The sequence below is a fragment of the Dyadobacter sp. CY347 genome (genome assembly GCF_021502655.1).
Taxonomy (GTDB): Bacteria; Bacteroidota; Bacteroidia; order Cytophagales; family Spirosomataceae; genus Dyadobacter.
In genome coordinates, this window is the sequence record NZ_JAKFFT010000002.1 from 875,916 (window position 1) to 896,942 (window position 21,027).

A 21,027-nucleotide genomic window follows, 5' to 3' on the forward strand; every position below is an offset into this window, starting at 1 on the left:
AAAAAATAAGTTTAGTTAATGCTTGACCGGACCATGACCGTTGCGCCAGTGCACGGGATTACAACAACAAAACCTTCTTTTCAGGCAAAATTCGTTTTATACCTGTTACTGGCAGCCGGGATTTTAATAAGGGTCTTTCATTACATTGATAACCGATCACTCTGGGAAGACGAAGTCTTTCTTGCTTCCAGTCTGATTCACATGGACTTCAAGGCCCTGGCCTGGCAGCCGCTGGAATACATGCAGCGTGCCCCGCTCGGATTTCTAATGCTTGAAAGGCTCGTCGTTATTTTGTGGGACAATAAGGAAGCATCGTTAAGGCTTGTGCCGTTTTTGAGCGGGATTGCCTCGCTGTTATTAGTTGTAAGGGTAGCACATTTTTTTCTGCGATCGCAAGCTGCTTTTCTGGCCACAGTAGCCATGTTTGCCCTAGCGCCGCCATTGGTTTATCACGCCGTCGAGGCCAAACAATACGGGGTCGAGCTTTTAGCCACCCTTTTGGGCCTTTACCTTTATACGCTGAATTTTCAGACCCGGGCGGTGCCACGGCTTGTGCTTTGGGGGATTGCCGGAGCGGTTATTCTCTGGTTTTCGTTCTCTTCGCTGTTTGTATTCTTTGGCATTGCAGCTGCCGTGGGTCTGCGTGATCTGTACCGAAAGGACTGGAAGATGTTTTGGCTTCATATGATCCCTTTCAGCCTGTGGCTTGCCAGCTTTCTGATTCAGTATGTGTTGTTTATCAGCCGCTTCCCGCAGGAAGAATGGCTGGTGCAGTTCTGGCGCAACCGGCAGGCGTTTATGCCGCTTTTTCCGCGGACTATATCGGATCTGGGCTGGCCCATCGCGCAAATTTACGCCCTGATCCGTTACCCGATGGGGCTTTCGTGGCTCGAACTGGATTATACGGTCCCGTATTCGCAGCCGCTGCGCGTTTTGGCCAGGTTTCCTTTTATAGCCGTGGCAATGGGTCTGGCGGGGTTATGGCGGGTTTTTAAATTAGAAAAAGGAACTTTGCTGTTGTGGTCGATGCCAGTCTTGCTGGCGCTGGTTGCATCCTCGGTGGAGCTTTATCCGGTTAAGGAGCGGATGGCGGTATTTTTGGCGCCGATACTGTTGATGGTCGTGGGGAAAGGAATTGAGCATTTACAGCAGCGTAGCGGCTCTTCATTGGCTACAAAATTGATCGTGCTCCTGCTTATTGCCGCGCCAGCCCTGAACTCGTTTGCTCAGGTCATTAACCCGGATCTGTTTGGTGATTATAAAAAATCCCGCCAGCGCGAGGCCATGCAATATTTAAAACAGCATTACCGGCCGGGTGACATTGTCTATGTTTTTTGGAATAACCTGCCTTCCTATAAATTCTACGAAGAAGTATATGGCCTGAATTTCAACGTCATTTACGGCAGCGACATGCGCCAGCAATCAACAGATTTTGAAAGCTACTTTAAGAAAATGGAAGCCGAAGTGAGCGTTTTGAAAGATCACAAGCGTATATGGTACGTTTACAAACCATATAACAGCCTTAAACTAGGTGATATTGAAAATGAACCCAAGTGGTATTATCACAATGTGGATGCCAATAAAAATGTGCTATCCTACATGAGCCGCTTTGGCAAAGCAACACAAGCGTTTCCGTCAGCGTCATTGGCAACCGATGTGAAGCTGGTTCTTTTTGAGAAAGAATAAAGCGTGTCAATAAGTGACAAGCTCATGCTGTTTATTACAGCAATGCTCAATGAAAGGGAACTCAGAGGGTAACTAAATCCTTTTTACTAACAGCATTCTTATAGTTAGTAAAAAGCAACATGGCAGATAAACTTATTGAAGATATACCATTTTCCATTCTTGATCTTGCTCCGATCACGGAAGGGAATAATGCGTCCATAACATTTAAAAACAGCCTCCGGCTCGCCCAGCGCGTTGAGGAACTGGGCTACAACAGATACTGGCTCGCCGAGCACCATAACATGGAAAGTGTTGCCAGCTCGGCCACTTCGGTACTGATCGGTTACATTGCCGGCGGTACGAAGTCGATCCGTGTGGGCAGTGGCGGCATTATGTTGCCTAATCACGCGCCGCTGGTCGTTGCCGAACAGTTTGGCACGCTTGCCTCTCTTTACCCCGGACGCATTGACCTGGGCCTTGGCCGCGCGCCCGGAACAGACCAGGTGACCGCCCGCGCGCTCCGTCGCAACTACATGGAATCCGCCCAGGACTTTCCCGATGATGTGATTGCATTGCAGAATTATTTTTCAGCTGATAACAAAAGCGCCAAAGTGCGCGCAATTCCCGGTGAAGGGCTGGACATTCCGATCTGGATACTGGGCTCGAGTACCGACAGTGCGCAACTGGCTGCTCACCTGGGATTACCCTATGCATTTGCAAGCCACTTTGCGCCCACCCATTTCCTTACCGCCATAGCGCTTTATCGCCGCAATTTCAGACCCTCGAAATATCTTGCAAAGCCTTATGTAATGGCCTGTGTAAATGTGATCGCGGCTGACACAAATCCGGAGGCAGAGCGGCTTGCTACTTCCTTCTTTCAGCTGGCTACCGGAATTATCACGGGTAAGCGCAGGCCTTTGCAGCCGCCCGTTGAAAGCATGGACGGGCTTTGGGGAGATTACGAAGAAGCAGCGGTCATGCAAATGATGAAATACAGCTTTATCGGCGACCAGAAGAAAATTAGCAGCGATCTGGCTTATTTTCAGCAGCATACCCAGCTTGATGAGCTGATGGTCACCAGCCACATCTTTGATCCTGATGCGCGTATCCACAGTTATGAAATCCTGAAAGGCGTGCAGAATACAGTATCCTGACCTTGCTGTATTCTTAATAACTGGCTGGTATACAGCTTACTGTGCTGATGGAGGCGGCGTTTTGGTTCCCCAGGTCATATTGGGCTGAGCGCCCATGACAAAGGTAAGCGTGCCGCCTTTCATCAACTCATCACGGTACAGCCAGCAGTTATTCAAGGCCGCTCCGTTAAAACTTGCGGATTGAATGTAGACATGATCGTTGGAGTTGTTTTTGGCTTCAATTACAAGGCTCTTGCCATTGCCCAAAGTAATTGTAACCTTGCTGAACAAGGGACTGCCGATTTGTATAATTGGCCTTAGATCAGTCAAGCCTTTGACATCAAACAACCCCAAAGCATTCATCACATACCATGAGCCAAGCTGGCCCTGGTCTTCATCCTGTCCATAACCATAGCCATGAATGGGCTCGGTCCCGTAAAATTCCCTTCCGATAGCCCGCGTCCATTTCTGGGTTAACCAGGGCTTTCCTGAAAAATTGAATAACCAGCTCGTGTGTAAGTTTGGCTGATTTCCATGGTTATAAATGGAATTGACACCGGCAAATGCATCAATGGTTTTGCCTCCGCCAAACCCCAGTTTCTCCGAGACTGTAAATATGCTGTCAAGCCTGCTGTTGAAGTTGTCCCGGCCAATGGCATCGATCAGGCCCGCCGGGTTATGTGGTACGTAAAAAGTGTACTGTACCGAATTGCCTTCCTGAAATCCCCGCCATGGCTGATATGGGTCGAATTTTTCTATAAAGCTGCCATCGATTTTCTTGGGCTGCATCAGCTTGTTTTTCGGGTTGAAAATCTGCCGCCAGCCATTTGAGAGTTTGGTGAACTGATCATAATCCTGGAGTTTGCCCAATGCTTTGGCCATCTGCGCAGCGGCAAATGCGCTGAAACTATACTCTAATGTATGAGAGCCAGAGAAGTTGGATCCGCTGGAATCAGTGACAAAATCCTGGCCTTTCCGCTCCAAAAAAGGCACATAGCCATCTTCTACAAATGCCTTGGTGTCCAGTTTGCCTGAGCCTACCGGGCGATTTTTATAATGTAGTTCATTTGCTTTAATAGCCTTATAGGCAAATTCGGCATCGTAATTGCGAATCCCTGCGTTATAGGCGCCTGCTATGGCCAGGCCCACAAAGTTTGTGCCTACGCCCGAGACGAATTCACTGTTGGCAATGCCATCGCCAAACCAGCCTTTATCTTTGAAAATCTGCAAATGTGTATTGACAAAGCTGCCATACCATTCCGGGTAGGATAGGGCCCACAACTGGGTAATGTTCCAGAATGCGCCCCATATGGCATCGGTGTTGATGAACTCGTATTTTTGGTTCTTGTCAGTTTGCACCGGTAGCTGCCCGGTCTTTCCGCCGTGCTTGGGATAAGCGCCATTCACATCGCTGGCAATGCCTCTGCCCAGCAGTGCGTGGTAAAGGCCGGTATAGAATTTAATTTTATTTTGCTCATCCTGATCCTCGACTGCAATTTTGCCCAGCTGCTGCTGCCAGACTTTCTGAGCCTGCGCTTTGGCATTCTCAAAAGACAAACCACTTGCCTCGGCAAGAAAATTTTGTTTGGCATTCGACACTGAGGTGTAAGAAAGCCCGGTTTTAACTTCAATGATCTCCTGATCCTTTGTCTGGTAATTCAGTGCCAGACCCGCGCCTTTGCCCAAAGCGCTATTCTTGTTTTCGGTTATCTGATCAGCATTAAAGGCTGTAATGGAGGCGGGCTTTTTGCTGAGCTCGCCGTAAAAGAACATGGCAACTTTTCCTTCCGCGTCATATATTTTCACGTATTTGGGATAGGTTATCACGTAGCCCTCAAAGTGCGTATCATCGAGCATTTTTATACTGGCATCCGTGACAATGTCGCTTTCTCCCTGCTTGTTGCCAATATCCAGGATGAGCCGCGATTCATTATGAGCAGGAAAAGTATAGCGCTGGAAACCAACCCTTTTGGTTGCGGTAAGCTCGGCAGTAATGTTATAATCGTCGAGTAATACTTTATAATAGCCGGGCTGGGCAACCTGGTTTTTTCGGTCAAATTTTGAGCGGTAGCCGCTATTTACGGAGTCCAGATCACCGGGCTTGGTTTTTAGCGGGCCCGTCGTGGGCATATAACTGACTCCGCCCACCTGCCATTCATGAAAGTGCACAAAACCCTCTATGGAATTCTGACGCGTGTCATACCCGACGGCCTCCCACCCGGACGGATTGCCATAATGCCCGTTGGTCGACGGGGCCAGCTTGGCCATTCCGTAAGGCACAGCGGCAGGAGTATAAAAAAACCAGCGGCTATGCGCTGTACCAATGTTTGGATCAACATATTTTAGAAAACTCTGGCCCATCACTTGACAATGTGCACATACGAGCAACGACCAGGCTACGGCTAAATAGAACTTAGTTTTCATATAGGTAAATTTGAAAGTAGCTTTGGAATGTATTTTATAAACTTATGATCTTTTATTTGTATTTTTCAATGTGTCAACATGCAGCTTACAGATTCAGGCAAAATTTACCTAAACTATTTTTGTTTTACCATATTTTCTATACATTTAAATGTTCATACATACGAACATACATCGAACCCTTACAATATCACAGCGGCAAATGAAATTGCAACCCTTGTTTACTTATAGCATGCTGTTACTGCTGACGGCGCTGTGCTCCTGTGGCGGGGACGCTTCCTCAGGCAAGCAGCAGGAGGAGGTAACCCAGATCAATGAAAAGGAATTTACGGCTGAGCCCGATACGGCATGGACCAACATGTTTCTTAGAAAATCGGGTTGGTTTGGTGGTGACGGCATTTTTGCCATTCCACTATCAGGCAAAGATTCTGAGAAAAACGACAGCCTGCTGTTTTTGTTTAGTGATACAATGGTTGGTAAAATAAAAGGGGATTCATTGCTGCCGGGCTTTGTCATGATCAACAATTCGGTGTCGCTACTGACAGGTAAAGCGCCCGATCCCTCGAAGATGGCGTTTAAAATGGCCAGCGACAACGGGACTTATAGAGCCATTTTTAGTCCTAAGACAAACAAGCCAGACAAGGATACCTATTTTTGGCTGGGCGATGGTTTTGCCAATCGCGATGCGGGTAAGGATGTTTTTATTTTCGCCTATCAAATCACCAATACGCATGACAAATCACCCTTTCCATTCAAAGAAACGGGTAATGTGCTCATTCGCGTGCCAGCTGGCAGCCCTTTTCCTTACACTGACCAGCAGCAAATGCCGCTTCCATTCAATGATTACAAAAGCGGCGCAGAGACAATTTCGTTTGGGGCCGGGGTGTTCAACAACAGCGAATCGGCCGGTGAGGCAGAGCCTGATGGTTTTGTATATGTTTATGGTATAAAAGGCAAAAGTAAGCAGCTGGTTTCGGCTAGGGTGAAGCCCGGTCAGGTCGCCTCGTTTAACGATTGGGAGTTTTGGAACGGGCAGGGCTGGTCAAAAGATGTAAAGGCTGTGAAGGCATTGAGCGATTCGGTTTCCAATGAGATGAGCGTAAGCAGGCTTTCGAAAGGTAAATACGCGCTGGTTTATCAGCTGGGAAGCATCTTTCCCGAAATTTGTATGCAGGTAGGACCTACGCCCGTGGGCCCGTTTGGTCCCAGGATCGTGCTTTATAAAACCACCAATGACATTCAGGACCCGGATCTGTTTACTTATAATGCCAAAGTGCATCCGGCACTCTCGGCTCCGGGCGAGCTGCTGATCTCTTATAATGTGAACAGTTTCAAATTTTTCGAGATCATCACAAAAAAACCTAACCTGTATCGCCCGCGGTTTGTCAGGGTTAAGTTCAGCCAACAATCTTCCCAAACAAACCATTGAGTATGATGACCGAAGAGATCAATACAGAGCCCGCTAAAAACCGCCTGCCTTACATCATTCTCATTACCAGCGTCGCAGCATTCGGGGGCTTTCTTTTTGGCTACGATACGGCAGTGATCGCCGGGGCCATCGGTTACCTTCAAGTTAAATTTAATTTGTCCCCTCTCATGGTTGGCTGGGCAGCCAGCAGCGCGATCTGGGGCTGCGTGCTGGGAGCCATGTCGGCCGGTTACCTCAGCGATCGTTACGGGCGCAAGGCAGTTCTGATCGGAACGGCGGTCCTTTTTGCATTGCCCGCCTACGGCTCAGCGGTCGTAAATGATCTTACCAGCTTCATTATCATGCGGATGCTTGGCGGCATCGGGGTAGGCGCTGCTTCCATGCTTTGCCCGATGTATATCTCTGAGATCGCCCCTTCACGCCTGCGGGGCCGGCTTGTGACATTGTACCAGCTCGCTATTGTGCTGGGAATCAACATTATATATGTGATCAATTTGAAAATAAGCCAAGCTGGCGATGAAGCATGGAATATTGAATACGGCTGGCGTTACATGTTGGGCTCGGAAGTAATTCCTGCGGTGGTGTTTTTTATTCTGTTGTTTTTTGTGCCTGAAAGCCCGCGCTGGCTGGCCGCTCAGGGAAAGGACCAGGCGGCTAAAAAGATTCTCGATAAGATCAATGGCGAAGCTGTTTCCCGGCAAATTTTCAGCGAAATCTCTGAAAGCCTTCGGGACGAAAAAGGCAGGTTGAGCGATTTAATGGACCAAAAGCTTCGCAAGCCGCTTTTAATAGGCGTCGTGCTGGCGCTGTTCTCGCAGATTACCGGCATTAATGCAGTGATTTACTACGCGCCTGAAATTTTCAAGAGCATTGGTTTTGGCGCCGAATCGGCCTTTACGCAGACCATCATTATCGGCGTTGTTAATATGCTTTTTACATTGGTGGCTATCTGGCTCATCGACCGGGCTGGCAGGCGCAGCCTTTTGATCTGGGGAGTGGCCGGGATGATCATTTGCCTGTTTGCAACAGGGATCTGCTTTCATTTTCATATCGACAAAGGTCCCTGGGTGCTGATATTTATACTGGGCTACATTGCCAGCTTTGCTGTCTCGCTCGGGCCGATTCCCTGGGTGCTGATGTCTGAGATATTCCCAACCAAGATCAGGGGGATTGCCATGTCGCTGGCCACGTTGGTATTATGGATCGGGGTAGTGGCCATTACGCAGCTCACACCCTATTTTCTGGGAACCTTCGGCGGGGCAACTACATTCTGGATTTTCATGGTGAATGCGGTGATCATCTGGATATTTACCATTAAAAAAATACCTGAAACCAAAAACAGGACCCTGGAAGAAATCGAAAGAAGCTGGTAAGAAACCAAATCCAGGCAGAGCAAAAGCCATGGCAGAACTTGAAATGAAAGATATTTTTATAGGCGTTGATTTTGGCGGGACCCGCATCAAATTAGGGCTCGTTTTCCAGGGAAACATTATCGCAGATGCCAATATTGAAGCGGCCTCCGAGCGCACCTTTGCGCAAAGACTTGCTGATATTGCACTCGAAATGAACAACTTGCTCTCGCAAGGGGCATACCGGCTGATAGGGATCGGCTTTGCTTTTCCGGGCATTGTTAATTTTCACACGGGCAGGATTTTATCTAAATATGTAAAATATCCCGGCGCCGAAAATGTGGATCTGAACGCGTGGGCAAAAGAGAATTTCGGCGTTGCCATTGCCGTTGAAAACGATGCCAGGGCAGCGCTGATAGGCGAGTGGAAACATGGGGCAGGCGCAGAATGCCAAGATCTGGTGCTGGTAACCCTGGGGACAGGGGTGGGAACGGGCGTGCTGGTTAATGGCGCGCCGCTGCGGGGGAAAAATTTTGTGGGTGGCAACCTGGGCGGACATTCGACCATCAATTTCGAGGGAAGTATCTGTAACTGCGGCAATATTGGCTGCGTGGAAAGTGAAAGCTCGACGTGGGCACTGACCCAAATTGCAAAAGAATCGCCCGAATTTGTCACAAGCAGGCTGTCGGCAGTGGATATCATTGATTTTAAAAACCTTTTTGAGCTTGCCGGCAACGGCGATGCGCTGGCCATTAAATTACAGGAGCGCTGCCTGAAAGTGTGGGGACTATGCGTCATTAACCTGGTTCACGCCTATGATCCGGACAAGGTCATTTTTGGCGGGGGCATTATCAAAAGCAGCCACATTATTTTACCCTATATCAAAGAAATGCTCGACAAACATTCCTGGATCAGCTCTGCCGATGTGGACATGGTTGTGGCCGCGCAGCCAGAGCATGCCGGGATATTGGGGGTATATGAATTATTGAAACAAAAAAATACTGACAATGCATTCGAATTACGATAAGTTTCCATACGTAGAAATTAGTAAATCCTCAGCGCTGTGTTTTACAGGCTGGCAGCACATTTTGCTTGAAATAAAACGCCTTGCCGACTTTAAAGGCCAAAGCAAAACCATCATTTGCATAGACCTTTATCACGGTGTGGACGCAGCAAAAATGCTGGATACGGTTAAATCGCATCTGTTACCAGCGGCAGTAATCCAGACAAATGCGTCCCTAAAGGATAGCGATCAGATTCAGCAAATGGTGTTTCCGTTCGTCACGGACGACCAGATCTTTGGTAAGATCAGCAGTCTTGAAATCACTGATTTTTTTGATGCAGCAAAGCTAAACCAGCACAGGGAACAAATCCAGGCCATCGAGTCAGGGATCGTGGTGGTCTTAGGGGAAGGGGCGGCCCTTTTTGCTGAGGCGGACATTTTAATATATGCAGACCTGGCCCGCTGGGAGATCCAGAAAAGAATGAAACGCGGTCAGGTAGGTAATTTTGGCGTCAGCAACCTGGATGAGGGTTTTGCATTGAAATACAAACAGGGCTACTTTCTGGATTGGCGCGTTTTTGACCGGCATAAGCTCGCTTTTTTTGACCAGATCGATTATTTCATTGATGCCAATATCGCTGACGAGCCTAAAATGCTCGGAGCCGAAATTTACCGGAAAGGTCTGGATCAAACTGTTAAGCGCCCGTTCCGCGTCGTGCCGTTCTTTGATCCGGGGCCCTGGGGCGGGCAGTGGCTGAAAGAAGTCGCTGACCTGGACCGCGATGAAATCAATTATGCCTGGGGTTTTGACTGCGTTCCCGAAGAGAATAGTCTGCTATTTAAAGTAGGTGAGCATATTTTTGAGCTTCCTTCGATCAACCTAGTGCTGACCAGGCCAAAGCAGCTGCTCGGACAGGCAGTTTTTGATGAGTTCGGTGCAGAATTTCCGATCCGGTTTGATTTTTTGGACACCATGCAGGGCGGTAATCTCAGCTTGCAGGTCCATCCGACCAGAGCCTACATTCAGGAGCATTTCGGGATGAGCTACACGCAGGACGAAAGCTACTACTTCCTTGAAGCCCAGGACGATGCATGCGTATATCTCGGTACGCACAAAGGGGTGAATGCTGAGGCCATGATTGCTGATCTGGAAAAGGCGCAAAGGGAAATGACAGATTTTGACGCAGAAAAATATGTCAACAAGCTGCCTGTTAAAAAGCATGATCACATTCTGATCCCTGCCGGAACGATTCACTGCTCTGGCAAAAACGCAGTGGTTCTGGAAATTTCAGCCACGCCCTACATTTTTACATTCAAATTATGGGATTGGGGGCGGCTTGGCATGGATGGCAAGCCCCGGCCAATCAACATTGAGCATGGAAAAAACGTGATCGATTACGGCCGTGATGAGGATTGGGTAAAGCAGCATTTGTTTAACAATATTACCAACATTTCCCTCAATGGGCATGTGCAGGAAGAATCCACGGGCTTGCACGAAACGCAGTTTATCGAAACCAGAAGGCATTGGTTTGATTCAAAAGTAACCCATTACACAAACGGAACACTGAATGTTGTCAATCTGGTGGAAGGCCGCCAGGTGATGGTGGAAAGTCCTGACAAATTGTTTGAGCCTTATGTAATCTATTATGCTGAAACATTTATTGTTCCCGCCGATGTGCCGTCTTATACCATCACACCGGCAGGGGAGGCGGCCGGAACCCGATGCGCAACGCTGAAAGCATACATCAGAACTTAGCAGGTCGGGTGCTTGAAAGGCATCCGAATTTGCTATTTTTGTGATTCTCTACTCAATTTGTCGACCATGAAATTTAGCATAGATCATAAAAGCCCGGTTCCATTACACATTCAGGCAGAAAACCTGCTGCGGACGATGATCAATGATCCCGAGCATTTAAATGGTAAATTCCTTCCTAACGAAGTGGAGCTGGCCAAGCAGCTGGCTATATCCAGATCCACGCTTCGTCAGGCGTTGAACAAATTGGTGTATGAGGGTTTATTGATCAGAAAAAAGGGAATAGGGACCAAAGTAGCAGAGCCCGTTATCAGTTCAAAATCAAAGAACTGGCTTAGTTTTACACAGGAAATGAATGCCCGGGGGATCAATGTCAAAAATTTCGAGCTGCACGTTACCTGGGTGACGCCCGATGAGAAAACGGCTAATTTTTTTGACATTGACCCTTCAAAAAAGATCCTCAAACTCGAACGGCTCAGAGGCAAAGTGGAAGGTCCATTCGTTTACTTCATTTCCTATTTCCATCCCAGGGTTGGCCTATCGGGTGAGGAGGATTTCAAGCGGCCGCTTTATGACATTTTGGAAAAAGACCATTTGGTTGTAGCCACACTTTCCAAGGAAGAAGTCGGGGCCATAGCCGCCGACAAATTTATTGCCGCCAAGCTGGAAGTGGAAGTAGGCAGCCCCATCCTTTTTAGAAAACGCTTTGTCTATGACCAGGGAGACAGGCCCTTTGAATATAACCTGGGTTATTACCGCGCCGACAGTTTCGTATACACTGTTGAGAGCGTTCGGGAATAAATTTCATCTCAAATCTGCATATTTGTTGCGTATATAGTCAGACGTTTGGCTGACTGTTCGCTGGCGTTTATAGCCTCAGTTGTAATGCTATGCCTAGCTATTTTCATAGATCACTGTTTCTAGGCCCATTAAGGATCTCCAAATCTTCCGCTTTAAGTTAAAATGTCATTATTTCATTAAAATATATTAGCACTCCTTGTTTTTCCGAATTATGTTTATATGTTTGTACATATGTAAAATGTATTGAGATAGAGTGCTTTGTGTACTGATTAATCCTAAATCCTCACTTCGTGGGAAAAAAGCCATTTAACCACTAACTGCTTTTTATGAAACCAAAACTACTTGCAAAAAAAGGGCGCAGATCGATGGGCACCTATTTGGGGCTTGCGCTGGGAATCTTTCTGGCATCTGCCGTGCAGGCAAGCATTCCGCTGCACGGGGCGCCGGGCTCTGTTAAAAACGCAAAAGCAGCCCGCAATGCGGCCGAACAAACCATTACAGGAACTGTTTCGGATGAAAACAATGCGGGCATACCAGGCGTAAACGTGCTGGAAAAAGGAACGACCAATGGGGTGGTTTCGGATGCCGAGGGAAAATATTCTATTCAGGTAAAAGATGCCAACAGCGTGCTGGTCTTTTCCTACATTGGCTACATTACCAAAGAATTGAAGGCGGGATCACAGGCCGTTCTCGACATGAAAATGGAGGTTTCTTCCCAGGAGCTGAGTGATGTGGTGGTAGTTGGTTACGGAACCCAGAAAAGATCCGAGCTGACCAATGCTGTTGTGCAAACAACAGGCGCAGAGATCAAAAAATCCAGCGCAGCATCGCTATCGAACTCACTGGCAGGAAGAATGGCAGGCGTGTACGTTACCCAAAGAAGTGCTGCGCCTGGTTTTGATGATGCCCAGATCCTGGTTAGGGGGGCAAGCACGTATCGTAACACATCGGCTTTGGTTGTAATTGACGGGGTTGCCAATGCGGACCCCGACGGTTTGAACAGGCTTGATCCCAATGATATAGAATCCATTTCAGTGCTTAAAGATGCTTCGGCGGCCATTTACGGCGCGCAGTCGGCGGGCGGGGTAATCCTGGTAACCACCAAAAGAGGTGTGACGGGCAAACCTGCATTTGATTTCTCAACAACGCAGTCCTGGCAATCGCCCACGATGAAGGTAAAATCAGCCGATGCATTCCAGTATATGCAGGCGCTCAATGACCGCAGGGCGCTCGAAGGAACACCTGCAGACTTTCCGGATGCTTTGGTAGAGTCATTCAGAAACGGAACAAGAAGGCCCGAAGACTGGTGGAAAGCGTTGATCGGCCCGCCGGTAAGGCAAACCAGATACTCGCTGACCATGCGCGGGGGAACCGATAAGGTGCGGTATTTCGTGTCCCTGGGTACGGCTACACAAGGCGGGATCCTTCGTGGCGACAATAAATCCAAGCTCAGACAATATAATGTCAGAAGCAATGTGGATGTGACTGTAACCAAAGACCTGGAAGTAGGACTGGATTTGTCGATCCGCGAAAAGTCAACGCAAACGCCTCAGGGCGGCCCGGGTGGGGAAGTGGGTTCGCTGGCAACCACCAGTCCTTTGCAGGAAGCCTACATTGGAGGAGATTACCGTTACCCCGGAGAAGGATGGTCTCACCTGAACCCTGCCGCGCGATTAAGGAGTCCTGGTTACCGCAAATACAAAGCCGATGTGGCCAGCGGAACAGTCCGCTTCAAGTATAATATGTCTTTTCTGGAAGGCGTCAGCCTGGATGGTTATTTGTCTATTGTTAAATCCGTTGGCTACGACAAGCAATTCAACTACATATGGCCTTACTTTGAAAAAGACCCCGATGGCAACATTGTTGAAAAACAATCCAGATCGGTTGAAGATATCGGCCTCAGGGAAGATTTCAGACAGAGCCTGCGCACCACGGGAAATATAAAGCTTAATTATAACCGGACATTTGCCCAAGACCATAAAATAGCCGCCTTCGTTGCCTACGAGCAAATGAGCTATGACGACAACACTTTCTGGGCCCAGCGCCTGGGTTATGATTCCCCGTTGATCGACCAGCTTTTTGCAGGGACAACAAACCGTCTGAACTGGAACAACAGTGGATCCGCCACAGAATCGGCCCGCCAGAATTTCTTTGGACGGTTAAGCTATGATTTTAAGCAAAAATATCTTTTCGGTTTCAGCGCGCGCTATGATGGTTCACCTATTTTTCCAAAGGACAAACGATTCGGCTTTTTCCCGCAGGTGTCAGCAGGCTGGGTGATCAGCAACGAGGCATTTATTCCAAAAAATGTGCTTAGCACGCTAAAACTGAGAGCTTCCTGGGGAAAACTGGGTAACGACCGCGTGGATCCTTTCCAATACATTGCCGCTTACGGGTATACGGATGGATGGGTTGTCAACGGCGTGGATGCACGCGGTATCGCCGTGCAATCAACGCCTAATCCCAACATTACCTGGGAAGTGAGCGAAAAAACGGATATTGGTCTGGAAGCAGCATTTCTTAATAACCGGCTCACCTTCGAGCTGGATTTGTTCCAGAATAAAACTTCAAACATTCTGGGAAGAAGACAGGCTTCCATTCCGAGTTATACCGGGCTGATTTTGCCCGATGAAAACATTGGTAAAATGAACAGCCAGGGCATCGAGCTTCAAGCAGGTTACCGGCACAATTTCTCTGACCTTACCGTGCGGGTCAACGCAAATTATTCTTTCAACCAAAACAAGATCGTTTATTTTGATGAAACGCCGCAGGCAGAAGAATATCAGAAGCTGGAAGGGCAGCCTTTCGGATCGCGGCTGGTGTACAAATCCATCGGAATTTACCGGACCCAGCAGGATCTGGATAATAATGTGAACTATCCGGGGGCATCATTGGGCGGATTGATCTTCGCCGATCTGAATGGTGACAAGATCATCGACAGCAATGACCAGTATATGTTCAACTCGACCTACAATACGGACGATAATAATGTTACTACTGTCTTTCCAAGCACGCAGTACGGGGTCAGTATCGGGATGAATTACAAGAATTTTGACCTGGCGATGCTTTTGCAGGGACAAAGCGGTGCGAAGTTCCGACTGAGCAATGCATTTAACTCCGGCGCGGGTGGGAATGGTTTGGAGTACGTGGCCCTCAACAGCTACACGCTGGCCAATGTAAACGCGGAGCTTCCAATGATCTCGCCGACAGGCTTTGCCAATTCAGACAGCGACTTTTATTACCGCACTGCCACGTGGATGCGTATGAAGAATGTTCAGCTGGGCTACACGCTTCCTAAGAGCCTGCTATCAAAAGTAAAGATCGCAGCATTCAGGGTGTACGTTTCGGGCGACAACATCTTTATGTTATTCAATTCCCTTAAAAAATATGGTAATGGTGATCCCGAATTCCTCAGCGGGAATGGCAGTGCTTATCCCAACATGAAAACGATGAGCTTCGGAGTTAATCTTACTTTTTAATCAGAGAACGACCTATGAAATATTTAATCCAAAATAGATTGTTAAAAAGGGCGCTGAGCATCTCATTTATCGGCATCATTGCCACGGCGACCTCCTGTAATGTACTGGACAAAAAGCCACTGGATGCCATATCTGACGAAGCGGTATTTAATGATGCTGTATTTTTACAAAATTACGTTTACAACATTTATAACGGCATTAAGCCGCCCTGGGCGCCAGGGACCGGCGGGTTTGACGCCCTTACCGACATTGCTGTCAACCAGCCCGAAACCCACGAGCGCTCGGCCGGCATCCGCAATTACCTGGAAGGAAACCTGACTGCCGATAATGTCAATGACCTGCTGTCGGTTGCCAAGGAACAGCCCGTGCCCATTCCGCTATGGGACTATGAATATGGTTTTATCAGGAAGGCCAATGTGTTTTTCGAAAATATAGAAAGCTCGGCCATAGGCGAAGACAAGCTAGGGCCAATGAAGGGTGAAGTGCATTTTCTGCGCGCCTGGATGTATTTTGAGCTGATGCGGACATTTGGCGGTGTGCCCATCATTACAAACAGCTATCAGCTGAATTCAGAGAGCTTTGATGTTCCCAGAAATACCTTTGAGGAATGCGCCCAGTTTATCCTGAGTGAAGCGGATCTTGCCATTGGATTTTTGGATGGACAGCCGGTGAATACAGGAAAAATCAGCAAAGCCGCAGCGCTGGCATTCAAGGCAAGGGTGCTGCTGTATCTGGCCAGCCCGCTCAACAACCCAACCAAGGACCTGGCTAAATGGAAAGCGGCCGAAGCGGCCACCAAAGCCGTACTGGACCTTGGCTTCACCCTGCATCCGCAGTATGCCGAGCTTTTCAAAAAGCCATTGAAAACCGACGAAACGATCTTTGGCAAATCATTTACGCCTGCAACCAGGATACCCGGCTGGGGTTACAATTATGATTACTGGCCAAGTGGCTTTGATGCCCAGCAGCGGCTGGTCCCGACCCAGAATTTTGTAAATATGTTCCAGCTCAAAAATGGTGAATATCCTTATCTGGCAGATGGTGTTACCGTAAATGCCGCATCGGGATATGACCCGCAAAAGCCTGAGAAAAACCGCGACCCACGCTTCTATGACGCGGTGATCTATCCCGGTGCAGGTCCGCTGAACATCATCGACGGATCAAAAAGCACAGTCCGCAACTATGAATATTGGGAAGATGCCAATCCAAATCCCGACAATGCGGCACCCTACATTAACCCCAATAAGGTGGATCCCAAAAACGGGCAGAACCTTTTTGATTTTGGCAGGGATTCAAAAACCTACTGGGTAAAAGGACTTACCCCGTTCCACTGGCGGGTGCAGACGGGTTATACATTTAAAAAGACAGACGATTTTGCAGGACCGCGCGCCAGCTTCGATAATGACTATAACCAGGTGATCGTTTTTATGCGCTTAACCGAATTTTATTTGAACTATGCCGAAATTCAAATGGCATTGGGCAATGAGGCTATGGCGCGGGAATACATTAACAAGGTCCGTAAAAGGTCTTCTGTCAACATGCCTGATATCAAAAGCACCGGGGCGGCCCTTGTCAGGGATTACCGGAATGAAAGGGCCATTGAGCTTCATTTGGAGGATTCGCGCTTTTTTGACTTGATGCGCTGGAAAGCAGCGCCGGGTAATGTGGACATTGCCGTTCGCGGGCTTACAAAAGTAACCATGGACTGGACCGGGGCCAAACCCGGCGATGCCCTGGGCAAGCTGACTTACACCTACGGCGTCATTCCCGAAGCAGAGGTCAGAAAACCGTGGAAAGGGGATTACTATTACCTTTTCCCGATCCCAAACACGGAGATTAGAAAAAGCAACGGGGCGCTCAAACAAAATCCAGGTTATTGATACAGCTTTTGGTTAGGTTAGATCAATCAGTAAATGTACTTTCAATCAGTGGCGGGCAATGCTCCGCCATTGATTTTTTACGGGCATGGTGCTGATAAGTACAACCTAGTGCTGTAACGGTTACTTTGTACATACAAAGTCTGTTTATTATCATTGGTTTACCAGCAAATAATTTAACTTTGTATTTATTTAGTTGGCTTAAAGCAATATTGTGCTGATTAAGTAGCGTTAGTAAAGTAGTTTGTACAAACATAGTATGTAACAACAGGCTTTTCGGGTGCTGTTTTGAATATGAAAAAAAAACTTTTCCTTTTCTTGACATTATGTAGCGTTGCCTTTTTTCTGGTCGTCTCCTGTTTTCAAAAAAATAATACTTTACAAAAAGGGGCCGGTGCAGGGCAAGTGAGCTACAATTTTGACATTCGTCCGATCCTATCCGACAAATGCTACGCGTGCCATGGACCGGATGCCAACAAACGTGAGGCCGGACTCAGGCTCGATGTGGCCGAAAATGCCTACGCCAAACTGAAAGATGGAAAAGGGGTGGCGATTTTTCCGGGCAAGCCCGAGCAGTCGGAGGTTTATAAAAGGATCACCTCAGTGGACCCGGCCTATCAGATGCCCACGCCGGAATCACACCTTGGCCTGCTGAATGAAACTGAAATCGGGCTCGTCCGAAAATGGATCGAGCAAGGTGCCAAATATGAAAAACACTGGGCATTCACAGCGCCGGTTTTGCCTGCTCTCCCCCAGGTTTCAGATAAAGAATGGCCTAAGAATGAAATAGACTATTTTGTTTTTCAAAAAATGGAAGCGGCAGGGCTTGCGCCCAACGATGAGGCAGACAAGAGCCACCTGCTGAAAAGAGTTTCGCTGGATCTGACGGGCCTGCCGCCGTCGCTTGATCTTCAAAAAAGGTTCGCTGCTGACGCATCAGAAAATGCCTATGATAAAGTCGTGGATGAGCTGCTAAAACAGAAGGCTTATGGCGAAAAAATGGCGATCTACTGGCTGGATGTAGCGCGGTATGCTGATTCTTACGGTTACCAGGACGATGAAGTCCGCACGCAGTGGCCCTGGCGGGACTGGCTGATCAGTGCATTCAACAAAAATATGCGCTATGACCAGTTTCTGACCTGGCAGATCGCCGGAGACATGCTGCCTAATGCCAGCAAAGAGCAGATTTTGGCCACCGCATTTTTCCGAAACCATAAATATACCGAAGAGGGCGGCGTAATTCCGGAAGAATACCGCATCGAGTATAACATTGATAAAATAAAAACATACAGCACGGGCGTTCTGGGACTCACCGTTGAATGCGCCCAGTGCCATGATCATAAGTACGACCCGATTTCCCAGGAAGATTATTACCGCCTTTTCGCCTTTTTCAATAACTCAAAAGAGCTTGGTTTTGAAGGGGATATCTCACAAACAAAAACTGCCAAGAATCCGATCCTGCGTATTTCGGATGAAGAGGCAAAATCCTTACTGACATTTATTAACAGGCCCGATACGAGCCTACTGATGGTTTCGGTGATGGGCGACCGCGATACGCTCAGGCCCACGCACATATTAAACAGGGGTGTATATGATGCGCCCGGCCGTGTGGTTACGGCATCAGGGCTGCCTGCGGTCATGAAATTTGACACAAACGGGCTTCCCCAGAACAGGCTGGGCCTTGCCAAATGGACCACCAGCAGAAGCAACCCACTTACCGCGCGCGTGTTTGTAAACCAGGTATGGCAGGAATTTATCGGCAGGGGCATTGTAAAAAGTACTGGCGATTTTGGTATGCAGGGAGATCTGCCCACGAATCCTGCGCTGCTGGATTGGCTCGCCGTCGATTTTATGGACCATGGCTGGGATATTAAAAGACTTGTGAAGCAGATTGTGACATCGGCCACTTACCGGCAGTCGGCTAAGATTACTGAGCAAAAGCTGAAAGCGGATCCTGATAATATTTATTTATCCCGCGGACCACGTTACCGGCTTCCCGCCGAACTTGTCAGGGATATGGTGCTCTCTACCAGTGGATTATTAGTATCAAAAGTGGGAGGGCCCAGCGTAAAACCTTACCAGCCGAAAGGATTGTGGGAAGCGGCAACCTCCGGCAGGGGCACATTGAAAACATACCAGCAGGATAAGAATGAAGCATTATACCGACGAGGCATGTACACATTCATTAAGCTGACCGTCCCGCCGCCATCGATGATTATTTTCGATGCCAGCAACCGCGACCATTGTGAGATCAAACGTTCCAAAACCAATACGCCTTTGCAGGCGCTGGTCATGCTCAATGATCCTACCGTGCTGGAAGCATCCCGGGTTCTGGCAGAGAAACTGACTGCCCAGTCCACCAACATTGAAACCAACATTAAGGAATCGTTTCAAAGGATCGTGTGCCGACAGCCCACGGATAAGGAAATAAAGCTGCTGACAGAATACTATAACAGTGAAGCTTCCATGTTTGCAAAGGATAAAAAGCATGCTTTCAAAGTATTGAATGTGGGCGAATACCCGAGAAATGAAAAAGTAAATGAAGTACAGGCGGCCGCCCTGATGCGGGTGATCAACACGCTGTATAACATGGAAGAAACCATTACAAAAGGCTGATAACAGCTCAGGATCATGGAAAAACAAGTTTTTGATTACGGAATAAATACAACCCGCAGGCACTTTTTGTCCAAAATGAGTCTGGGACTCGGCGGTGCTGCTTTGGGCTCGCTTCTGATTCCCGATCTTTTTAAAGGCGGAGGCGGCGAAGCCAATACAGATGCGATCATGGCCGGGCTTCCGCACTTTGCACCCAAAGCCAAACGCGTGATTTACCTCTTTCAGAACGGAGCGCCCTCGCAGCTCGATCTGTTTGACTATAAGCCCATGCTCAACAAAATGCACGGGCAGGACCTTCCCGAATCCATACGCGGCACGCAGCGACTGACGGGTATGACGGCCAATCAGGCAAAGTTTCCGCTGGCGGGCTCTGTTTTTAATTTTAAACAATACGGCAAATCTGGTGCCTGGATGAGCGAGCTGCTGCCCCATATGTCTGGCATTGTCGACGATCTTTGCATTATCAAAACATTAAATACAGAGGCCATTAACCATGATCCGGCCCTTACATTCTTCCAAACAGGCGCCCAGGTAGGCAACCGCCCGAGCTTTGGTTCCTGGCTGAGCTATGGCCTGGGCAGTGAAAATCAGAACCTTCCCGGCTTCTGCGTGCTGCTCTCGCGGGGCAAAGGAAATGGGCAAGGTGTTTATTCCAAACTTTGGACGAATGGTTTTTTGGATTCGGTGCATCAGGGCGTCCAGTTCAGCAGTGGTGAAAATCCGGTTTTATATCTGAATGATCCCGACGGCATGGACAGGACCCAGCGCCGCAATATGCTCGATAAGCTTTCTGAGCTTAACCAGGGGACGTATAATGAATTTGGTGATCCGGAAATTACGGCCAAAGTCCAGCAGTACGAAATGGCTTTCCGGATGCAGACTGCCGTTCCGCAGATTACCGACATGAGCAAGGAGCCCGAATCCATTGTGAAAATGTACGGCCCGGAATGCCTGGTGCCCGGAACATATGCTGCCAATTGCCTTTTGGCGCGAAAACTTTCCGAGCAGGGCGTACGTTTTGTGCAGCTCTATCACCAAGGCTGGGATAGTCATGGCGGGCTGCCAAATGAAATCAAGGGCCAGTGTATGGATGTGGATCAGGCTTCTGCGGCATTGATCACAGATCTGAAACAGCGCGGGCTATTGGATGAAACGCTGGTGATCTGGGGAGGTGAATTTGGCCGTACCAACTATTGCCAGGGAACATTAACCAAAGACAATTACGGGCGCGACCATCACCCCAGGGCATTCACGGTGTGGATGGCAGGCGGCGGCGTCAAGCCCGGCATCGTGTATGGAGAGACGGATGAATTTGGCTACAACATCGCCAAAGACCCGGTTCACGTTCACGATTTTCACGCAACAATTCTCAACCAGCTGGGACTGGATCATGAAAAACTGGTTTATAAACATCAGGGTCGCCGTTACCGCCTGACGGATGTTGCCGGCAAGCTGGTGAAAGGGATTATTGCTTAGTGCATCCGTGGCAAAAATAAATACA

General features: G+C 48.4%; 13 protein-coding genes. 11 read left to right on the forward strand and 2 right to left on the reverse strand.

Annotated features, from left to right (window positions below; genetic code table 11):
• The first annotated feature begins 18 nt into the window (after positions 1–18).
• Both L0659_RS04425 and L0659_RS04430 read left to right on the forward strand, forming a co-directional pair.
• Positions 19–1,686, forward strand: a complete 1,668-nt coding sequence (locus L0659_RS04425; RefSeq protein ID WP_235124455.1) for a hypothetical protein — start codon at positions 19–21, stop codon at positions 1,684–1,686.
• 119 nt (positions 1,687–1,805) lie between these two features.
• Positions 1,806–2,819 carry an LLM class flavin-dependent oxidoreductase gene (locus tag L0659_RS04430; RefSeq protein ID WP_235124456.1) on the forward strand — a complete coding sequence of 338 codons (1,014 nt, stop codon included), beginning with the start codon at positions 1,806–1,808 and terminating at the stop codon, positions 2,817–2,819.
• Between the two features lie 36 nt (positions 2,820–2,855).
• Here the strand turns inward: L0659_RS04430 and L0659_RS04435 are convergent, their stop codons facing one another.
• Positions 2,856–5,222 carry a GH92 family glycosyl hydrolase gene (locus tag L0659_RS04435; RefSeq protein ID WP_235124457.1) on the reverse strand — a complete coding sequence of 789 codons (2,367 nt, stop codon included), beginning with the start codon at positions 5,220–5,222 and terminating at the stop codon, positions 2,856–2,858.
• Between the two features lie 199 nt (positions 5,223–5,421).
• Between L0659_RS04435 and L0659_RS04440 the strand changes: the two genes are divergently transcribed.
• From L0659_RS04440 to L0659_RS04470, 7 genes are all read left to right on the forward strand, one after another.
• Complete coding sequence (locus tag L0659_RS04440) at positions 5,422–6,648, forward strand: DUF4185 domain-containing protein (protein ID WP_235124458.1); 1,227 nt, start codon at positions 5,422–5,424, stop codon at positions 6,646–6,648.
• Between the two features lie 2 nt (positions 6,649–6,650).
• Positions 6,651–8,021: a sugar porter family MFS transporter gene (locus tag L0659_RS04445; protein WP_235124459.1), complete on the forward strand. Its 1,371-nt coding sequence runs from the start codon at positions 6,651–6,653 to the stop codon at positions 8,019–8,021.
• 28 nt (positions 8,022–8,049) lie between these two features.
• On the forward strand, positions 8,050–9,024 hold the full coding sequence (locus L0659_RS04450; RefSeq protein WP_235124460.1) for an ROK family protein: 975 nt from the start codon (positions 8,050–8,052) through the stop codon (positions 9,022–9,024).
• On the forward strand, positions 9,005–10,756 hold the full coding sequence (locus tag L0659_RS04455) for a class I mannose-6-phosphate isomerase (protein ID WP_235124461.1): 1,752 nt from the start codon (positions 9,005–9,007) through the stop codon (positions 10,754–10,756). The genes L0659_RS04450 and L0659_RS04455 overlap by 20 nt, the downstream gene beginning before the upstream one ends.
• Before the next feature lie 66 nt (positions 10,757–10,822).
• Complete coding sequence (locus L0659_RS04460) at positions 10,823–11,554, forward strand: GntR family transcriptional regulator (protein ID WP_235124462.1); 732 nt, start codon at positions 10,823–10,825, stop codon at positions 11,552–11,554.
• Positions 11,555–11,880: 326 nt separating this feature from the next.
• Positions 11,881–15,033: a TonB-dependent receptor gene (locus L0659_RS04465; RefSeq protein ID WP_235124463.1), complete on the forward strand. Its 3,153-nt coding sequence runs from the start codon at positions 11,881–11,883 to the stop codon at positions 15,031–15,033.
• Positions 15,034–15,047: 14 nt separating this feature from the next.
• The gene (locus L0659_RS04470) at positions 15,048–16,913 is read left to right on the forward strand and encodes a RagB/SusD family nutrient uptake outer membrane protein (protein ID WP_235124464.1); all 1,866 of its coding nucleotides are present in this window, start codon (positions 15,048–15,050) and stop codon (positions 16,911–16,913) included.
• 22 nt (positions 16,914–16,935) lie between these two features.
• Here the strand turns inward: L0659_RS04470 and L0659_RS04475 are convergent, their stop codons facing one another.
• A complete protein-coding gene (locus tag L0659_RS04475; protein WP_235124465.1) occupies positions 16,936–17,235 on the reverse strand; it encodes a hypothetical protein in 300 nt (99 codons plus the stop codon).
• On the opposite strand from L0659_RS04475, the gene L0659_RS04480 reads away from it, so the two are divergent.
• Complete coding sequence (locus L0659_RS04480; protein ID WP_409018696.1) at positions 17,205–19,526, forward strand: PSD1 and planctomycete cytochrome C domain-containing protein; 2,322 nt, start codon at positions 17,205–17,207, stop codon at positions 19,524–19,526. The two genes, L0659_RS04475 and L0659_RS04480, sit on opposite strands and share 31 nt — an antisense overlap.
• A gap of 15 nt (positions 19,527–19,541) precedes the next feature.
• Positions 19,542–21,002, forward strand: coding sequence for a DUF1501 domain-containing protein (locus tag L0659_RS04485; RefSeq protein ID WP_235124466.1), 1,461 nt, complete (start codon positions 19,542–19,544; stop codon positions 21,000–21,002).
• The last annotated feature ends 25 nt before the right edge of the window (positions 21,003–21,027 follow it).